Genomic DNA, 5604 nt, shown 5'->3' with positions numbered 1-5604 from the left:
GGGGGTCTGCGGGGGCCCCCGGGGGGGGCCGCCCGCGGGGGGCTGGGCGGGGCCCCCCCCCCGCGTCCCCCCCCCCGGGCGGGCGGGGCCCGGCTGGCCCGGCCCGGACCGGCCGGTTCCGCTCACGATCGCCTCCGTCCGCGCACACCCGGCGCGAGCGCGCCCTCGACGGCGGCGCCGACCGGCACCGGCTCCTCCGAGCCGCCGCGGCGCTCGCGCCCGGGGGCCGAGCCGGGGGCACGGTGCTTGAGCGCGGCGCGCAGGTGCGAGCGGCCGCGGTGGATGCGGCTGCGGACGGTGCCGAGCTTGACGCCCAGCGTGGCGGCGATCTCCTCGTAGGACAGTCCCTCGATGTCGCAGAGCACCACGGCGGCGCGGAACTCCGGGGCGAGGGTGTCCAAGGCGTGCTGCACGTCGGCGTCGAAGTGGGTGTCGCTGAAGTGCTGGGCCGGGCTGGGCTCGCGGGAGGCGAGCCGCTCGGCCGCGTCCTCGCCGAGCGCGTCGAAGCGGATGCGCTGGCGGCGGCGGACCATGTCCAGGAACAGGTTGGTGGTGATCCGGTGCAGCCAGCCCTCGAACGTGCCGGGGGTGTAGGTGGACAGCGAACGGAACACCCGGACGAAGACCTCCTGGGTGAGGTCCTCGGCGTCGTGCTGGTTGCCCGTCAGGCGGTACGCGAGGCGGTAGACCCGGGCGCTGTGCGCCTCGACGATCTCCTCCCAGGAGGGCGGAGTCCAGGTCTGCGCGTCGGGGCCCTCGGTGAAGGTCGCGAGGGCGGGGGCCTCGGTGGTACCGGCGGCCGGCGTTGCGGCGGCGGGCTGGTCCAGGTCGGAGTGCGCAGGCTGGTTCATCACGGGCTTCGGCGTACGGGCCGACGCGGTGCAGCGGGAGTGCCGCCGCACGGGGACGTCGCCCTCGGCCACACCTCCTCGGTCGGCTCTTCTGCCCAGCAGGGCCACCACCATATCCACCTCACCCGTCAAGCCCGGATAAAAGTGCCCGGGAGGTCTCCCGTACCCGGTCCTTCGTGACAACGGCCCGCCGCCGTACGCGGTTCCCGGTCGGCCAGTAATCTGTGCCAGGAAATATCGACTTCCCTCGGCACCGGGCCGTAACCCGGGGCTCCGAAAGAGGCAGCCATCAGCGAGTTCGGGCCCGAGCGTGTGGCCCTCGCCGACACCTACGTCGGCGAGGACGCGGTGCTGACCTACGCCCGGGCGCAGTCCGCGCGCACCGGGATACGGGCGATCGGGCCCAGCGGCGGGGCGTGCCTGCGGCTGCTGGCCGCGGCACTGGACGCCAAGGCGGTGGCCGAGATCGGCACCGGGACGGGCGTCTCCGGGGTCTACCTGCTGCGCGGCATGCGGCCGGACGGCGTGCTCACCACGGTGGACTCCGAACCGGTGCGCCAGCAGCTGGCCCGCGAGGCGTACCACGCGGCCGGATTCGCGGCCAACCGCTCGCGGTTCATACCGGGCCGGGCGCTGGAGGTGCTGCCCCGGCTCGCCGACGGCCAGTACGACCTGGTGTTCTGCGACGGCGACCCGGCCGAGTCCCGGGAGTACCTGCTGGAGTCGCTGCGGCTGCTGCGGCCGGGCGGGATGGTCTGCTTCGAGGGGGTGTTCCAGGAGGGCCGGCTGGCCGAGCCGGAGCTGCAGGACCCCCAGACGGGCGCGGTGCGCGACCTGGTCCGGGACGTCCGGGAGAGCGAGGCGCTGCTGCCGGCGCTGCTGCCGGTCTCGGACGGGCTGCTCTGCGCCATCAAACGGTAGGACCGTCGAGCGGCAGGGCCGTCAGGCAGTGGGACCGTCAGGTGGCGGTCCCGCCGCCTCAGGCCGCGGCCGCCGGGCGCCTGACGCGCCGGGCCCTTGAACGCCGCAGGGCCCCAAACGCCGCGGGGCCCGGGCCGACATGACGTCGTACCCGGGCCCGGCAGCACATCTCCAGGAGATGACGAGCACCCGCTGCGGTCAGCCGCAGGCCTTCTTCAGGGCCTCGCCGAGGGCGTCGGCCTCGTCAGGTGTGAGCTCCACCACAAGGCGTCCGCCGCCTTCGAGCGGAACGCGCATGATGATGCCCCGTCCCTCTTTGGTGACTTCGAGCGGGCCGTCACCCGTCCGCGGCTTCATGGCCGCCATGCTCGTTCCCCTTCCTGCAACCGCTCAGCTACGCACCGGCAGTCCGTCCACCGCCGGTATCGAACGCATTGATCGGAAGCCATTATCCCGCATGCCACGGGCTGATGACCAACATCACTCTCGGTGCAACATCGGCCGGACCGCCCCCAAGCGCCGCAATTGCCGTCATAAGCCCCGGCGTGGCGGCGGTGCGCGGGCCGCCGAAAGGTGCGATACCTCACACTCCCCACCCGGCCGTCCGCTCCGGCATCCTGGCACTCGACCGACACCGAGCCGACCACCGGGGAGCCCTCGCCCATGTCCGATTCCGTGCTGTACGAGCTGGACGGCGGCCTGGCCGTCATCACCATCAACCGCCCGGAGGCGATGAACGCCCTCGACGTCGCGACCAAGATCGCACTGCGGGACGCCGTGGCCGCCGCGGCCGCGGACCCGGCGGCGCGGGCGGTGCTGCTGACCGGGTCCGGCGAGCGCGCGTTCTGCGTCGGGCAGGACCTGAACGAGCACCTGACGATGCTGAAGCGGGCCGACGAGACCGGCGAGGGCGCGCTGCGCACCGTCGCCGAGCACTACAACCCGCTGGTGCGGGCGCTGGCCGGGATGCGCAAGCCGACCGTCGCCGCGGTCGGCGGGGTGGCGGCCGGCGCGGGCGCCTCGCTGGCCTTCGCCTGCGACTTCCGGGTCCTCTCCGACCGGGCCGGCTTCAACACCGCCTTCGCCGGGATCGCCCTGACCGCCGACTCGGGCGCCTCCTGGACGCTGCCCCGGCTGGTCGGGCACGCCAGGGCCACCGAGCTGCTGATGCTGCCCCGGACGGTCAAGGCCGCCGAGGCGCTGGAGCTGGGCCTGGCCACCAGGGTGGTGCCGGCCGAGGAGCTCGCCGCCACCGCGCGGGCCTTCGCCCAGGAGCTGGCCGCAGGCCCCACGGTGGCCTACGGCGCCATCAAGGAGTCGCTGGCGTACGGCGCCTCGCACTCGCTGGACGAACTGCTCGACAAGGAGGACGAGCTGCAGACCCTGGCCGGCGAGAGCGAGGACCACCGGATCGCGGTCCGCGCCTTCATCGCCAAGGAGAAGCCGCAGTACCTGGGCCGCTAGGGCGGGTCCCAGGGTTTCCTGCCCGACCGGTCAGACCGGGCGCGCGGTGCGGACGTGGCAGTCCGCCAGGTGGTCGTCGACCAGGCCGCAGGCCTGCATCAGGGCGTAGGCGGTGGTCGGGCCGACGAAGCGGAAGCCCTCCTTCTTCAGGGCCTTCGCGAGCGCGGTCGACTCGGGCGTGACGGCCGGCACCTCCCCCATCGTGCGGGGGGCCGGCCGGTCCGGGGCTCCGGCGAACTGCCAGATCAGCGCGTCCAGCCCGCCGTCCAGGTCGCGGGCGACCCGGGCGTTGGCGATGGCGGCCTGGATCTTGGCCCGGTTGCGGATGATGCCGGTGTCGGCGAGCAGCCGCTCCACGTCCGCCTCGCCGAACTCGGCGACCTCGGCGATCCCGAAGCCGGCGAACGCGGCCCGGAAGCCCTCCCGGCGGCGCAGGATGGTCAGCCAGGACAGCCCGGACTGGAACGCCTCCAGGCAGACCCGCTCGAACAGGGCGTCGTCGCCGTGCACCGGACGGCCCCACTCGGTGTCGTGGTAGGCCCGGTAGTCGTCGGTCGACTCGCCCCAGGCGCAGCGGCGCAGGCCGTCCGCGCCGAGCACCGCGCCCTCGGTGAGGGCGGTCACCGGTCGTTCACCGGTTTCGCGTCCTCGGGCCGCTCCTGCTCGGGCCGCTCCTTGGTGAGCGCGACGGCCGGCTCGACCACCTTCGCGAACTCCTCCAGGCCGGGCAGCGGTTCGGCGCCGGCGTCCGGGCCGTCGGTCGCCTCGACCGCGCCGCGCAGGTGGCCGGCGGCCTCCAGTTCGGCGATCCGCGAGTCGCGGTAGGCGAGTTCGGCGCCGAGGCGGTCCAGGACGTCGTCGACCTCGTCCATCCGGTAGCCGCGGACGGCCATCGGCAGCCGCAGGTCGTCGACGTCCGCCTTGCTCAGCGGACGGTCCTGCGGCAGCCGGGCCGCGAGGCGGTCCTGCACCGCCTCCGGCATCGAGCCGCCCCCGCCGAGCGCCACCAGCGCGGCGCCGCCGACCACCACGGCCATGGCGACCACGATCACCCAGAACACGAGCTGTCCTCCCGAACTCCCGGCCGGCCTGCTGCGAAGTGCCCCCGACCAAACTGATCATGACAGCATGGTCCCTGTGAGGCCGGGGGCCATCATCGCACCCGCAGCAGCTGTGGAGGAGACATCGGTGGCACTGCGCCTGGGACCGCGGGAATTCGGTGACGACGAGCTGGTGATCATGGCGATCGTCAACCGGACGCCGGACTCGTTCTTCGACAAGGGGGCGACCTTCGCGGACGAGGCCGCGTTCGCCGCCGCCGACCGCGCGATGGCCGAGGGCGCGGCGATCCTGGACATCGGCGGGGTGAAGGCCGGGCCCGGTGACGAGGTCACGGTGGAGGAGGAACTGCGGCGCACCGTGCCCTTCGTCGCCGAGTTGCGCAAGCGCCACCCGGAGGCCGTGATCAGCGTCGACACCTGGCGGCACGAGGTCGGCGAGGCCGTCTGCGAGGTGGGCGCCGACCTGCTGAACGACGCCTGGGGCGGGGTGGACCCGAAGCTCGCCGAGGTGGCCGCGCGCCACGACGTCGGGCTGGTCTGCACGCACGCGGGCGGCGCCGAGCCGCGCACCCGGCCGCACCGGGTCGGCTACCAGGACGTGATGGCGGACATCCTGCGGGTGACCGTCGGGCTGGCCGAGCGGGCGGTGGAGCTGGGCGTGCGGCGGGACGCGGTGATCATCGACCCGGGGCACGACTTCGGCAAGAACACCCGGCACTCGCTGGAGGCCACCCGGCGGCTGCCGGAGATGACCGCGACCGGCTTCCCGGTGCTGGTCTCGCTGTCCAACAAGGACTTCGTCGGCGAGACGCTGGACCGGCCGGTGAACGAGCGGCTGCTCGGTACCCTGGCCACCACCGCGGTCTCGGCCTGGCTGGGCGCTCAGGTCTACCGGGTCCACCAGGTCGCGGAGACCCGCCAGGTGCTGGACATGGTCGCCTCGATCCGGGGCACCCGCCCCCCGGCGGTCGCCCGCCGGGGGCTGGCGTAGGCGGCCCGGGGGCCCGGGGCGTGTCTTCAAACCCCCGCCTGCGCGCCGACGCCGGGGCACGCGCCTCGCCGCGTTGTCGTCAGTCGCCGATGGCCCCCAGCCTTCGGCCGGGAGGTGCCCCCACCGCATGGACTCTCTCCTCCGCCTTGCGATGCACGCACCCCAACGCCGCCACGCCCGCCCTCCGGGCGGACGACGGGGGTTTGAAGACACGCCCTAGATCCAATGCCAGTGACTTTAGGTTGTGTCGTGCTGGGTGACGGTGACTGTTGCCGGTTGTGGTGGTGGCCAGTTGTGGTGTTGGGCGCGTTTGAGG

Annotated in this window: 7 protein-coding genes; 3 read left to right on the top strand and 4 right to left on the bottom strand. The window is 73.8% G+C overall.

Going from position 1 to position 5604, the window contains the following annotated elements:
• Positions 1 to 122: 122 nt before the first annotated feature.
• Positions 123 to 851, bottom strand: a complete 729-nt coding sequence (sigE, locus tag ACFV61_RS33910; protein ID WP_063351160.1) for an RNA polymerase sigma factor SigE — start codon at positions 849 to 851, stop codon at positions 123 to 125.
• Between the two features lie 312 nt (positions 852 to 1163).
• On the opposite strand from sigE, the gene ACFV61_RS33905 reads away from it, so the two are divergent.
• Positions 1164 to 1772, top strand: coding sequence for an O-methyltransferase (locus ACFV61_RS33905; protein ID WP_244293377.1), 609 nt, complete (start codon positions 1164 to 1166; stop codon positions 1770 to 1772).
• Positions 1773 to 1970: 198 nt separating this feature from the next.
• Here the strand turns inward: ACFV61_RS33905 and ACFV61_RS33900 are convergent, their stop codons facing one another.
• Positions 1971 to 2138, bottom strand: a complete 168-nt coding sequence (locus ACFV61_RS33900; RefSeq protein WP_014137929.1) for a DUF3117 domain-containing protein — start codon at positions 2136 to 2138, stop codon at positions 1971 to 1973.
• A 297-nt stretch (positions 2139 to 2435) separates the two neighbouring features.
• Here ACFV61_RS33900 and ACFV61_RS33895 point away from each other — a divergent pair, with 297 nt between their 5' ends.
• The gene (locus ACFV61_RS33895) at positions 2436 to 3236 is read left to right on the top strand and encodes an enoyl-CoA hydratase-related protein (RefSeq protein ID WP_380495920.1); all 801 of its coding nucleotides are present in this window, start codon (positions 2436 to 2438) and stop codon (positions 3234 to 3236) included.
• A 30-nt stretch (positions 3237 to 3266) separates the two neighbouring features.
• On the opposite strand, the gene ACFV61_RS33890 is transcribed toward ACFV61_RS33895, so the two are convergent.
• Both ACFV61_RS33890 and ACFV61_RS33885 read right to left on the bottom strand, forming a co-directional pair.
• Positions 3267 to 3860: a DNA-3-methyladenine glycosylase I gene (locus tag ACFV61_RS33890; RefSeq protein ID WP_363372569.1), complete on the bottom strand. Its 594-nt coding sequence runs from the start codon at positions 3858 to 3860 to the stop codon at positions 3267 to 3269.
• Positions 3857 to 4297, bottom strand: coding sequence for a DivIVA domain-containing protein (locus tag ACFV61_RS33885; protein WP_063347936.1), 441 nt, complete (start codon positions 4295 to 4297; stop codon positions 3857 to 3859). Before ACFV61_RS33885 ends, ACFV61_RS33890 begins: the two co-directional genes overlap by 4 nt.
• A gap of 178 nt (positions 4298 to 4475) precedes the next feature.
• On the opposite strand from ACFV61_RS33885, the gene folP reads away from it, so the two are divergent.
• Positions 4476 to 5288: a dihydropteroate synthase gene (gene folP / locus ACFV61_RS33880; RefSeq protein WP_063351161.1), complete on the top strand. Its 813-nt coding sequence runs from the start codon at positions 4476 to 4478 to the stop codon at positions 5286 to 5288.
• Positions 5289 to 5604: the final 316 nt, after the last annotated feature.

The sequence above is a fragment of the Kitasatospora sp. NPDC059817 genome, from assembly GCF_042731835.1.
Classification (GTDB): Bacteria; Actinomycetota; Actinomycetes; order Streptomycetales; family Streptomycetaceae; genus Kitasatospora.
Note: the sequence above shows the minus strand (reverse complement) of the source record. Positions and strands in the feature narration are given on the sequence as shown.

Excerpts from the sequence above, each read along its gene's own strand:
- sigE (WP_063351160.1), bottom strand. The coding sequence starts at position 851 with ATGAACCAGCCTGCGCACTCCGACCTGGACCAGCCCGCCGCCGCAACG.
- ACFV61_RS33900 (WP_014137929.1), bottom strand. The coding sequence starts at position 2,138 with ATGGCGGCCATGAAGCCGCGGACGGGTGACGGCCCGCTCGAAGTCACC.
- ACFV61_RS33895 (WP_380495920.1), top strand. The coding sequence starts at position 2,436 with ATGTCCGATTCCGTGCTGTACGAGCTGGACGGCGGCCTGGCCGTCATC.
- folP (WP_063351161.1), top strand. The coding sequence starts at position 4,476 with ATGGCGATCGTCAACCGGACGCCGGACTCGTTCTTCGACAAGGGGGCG.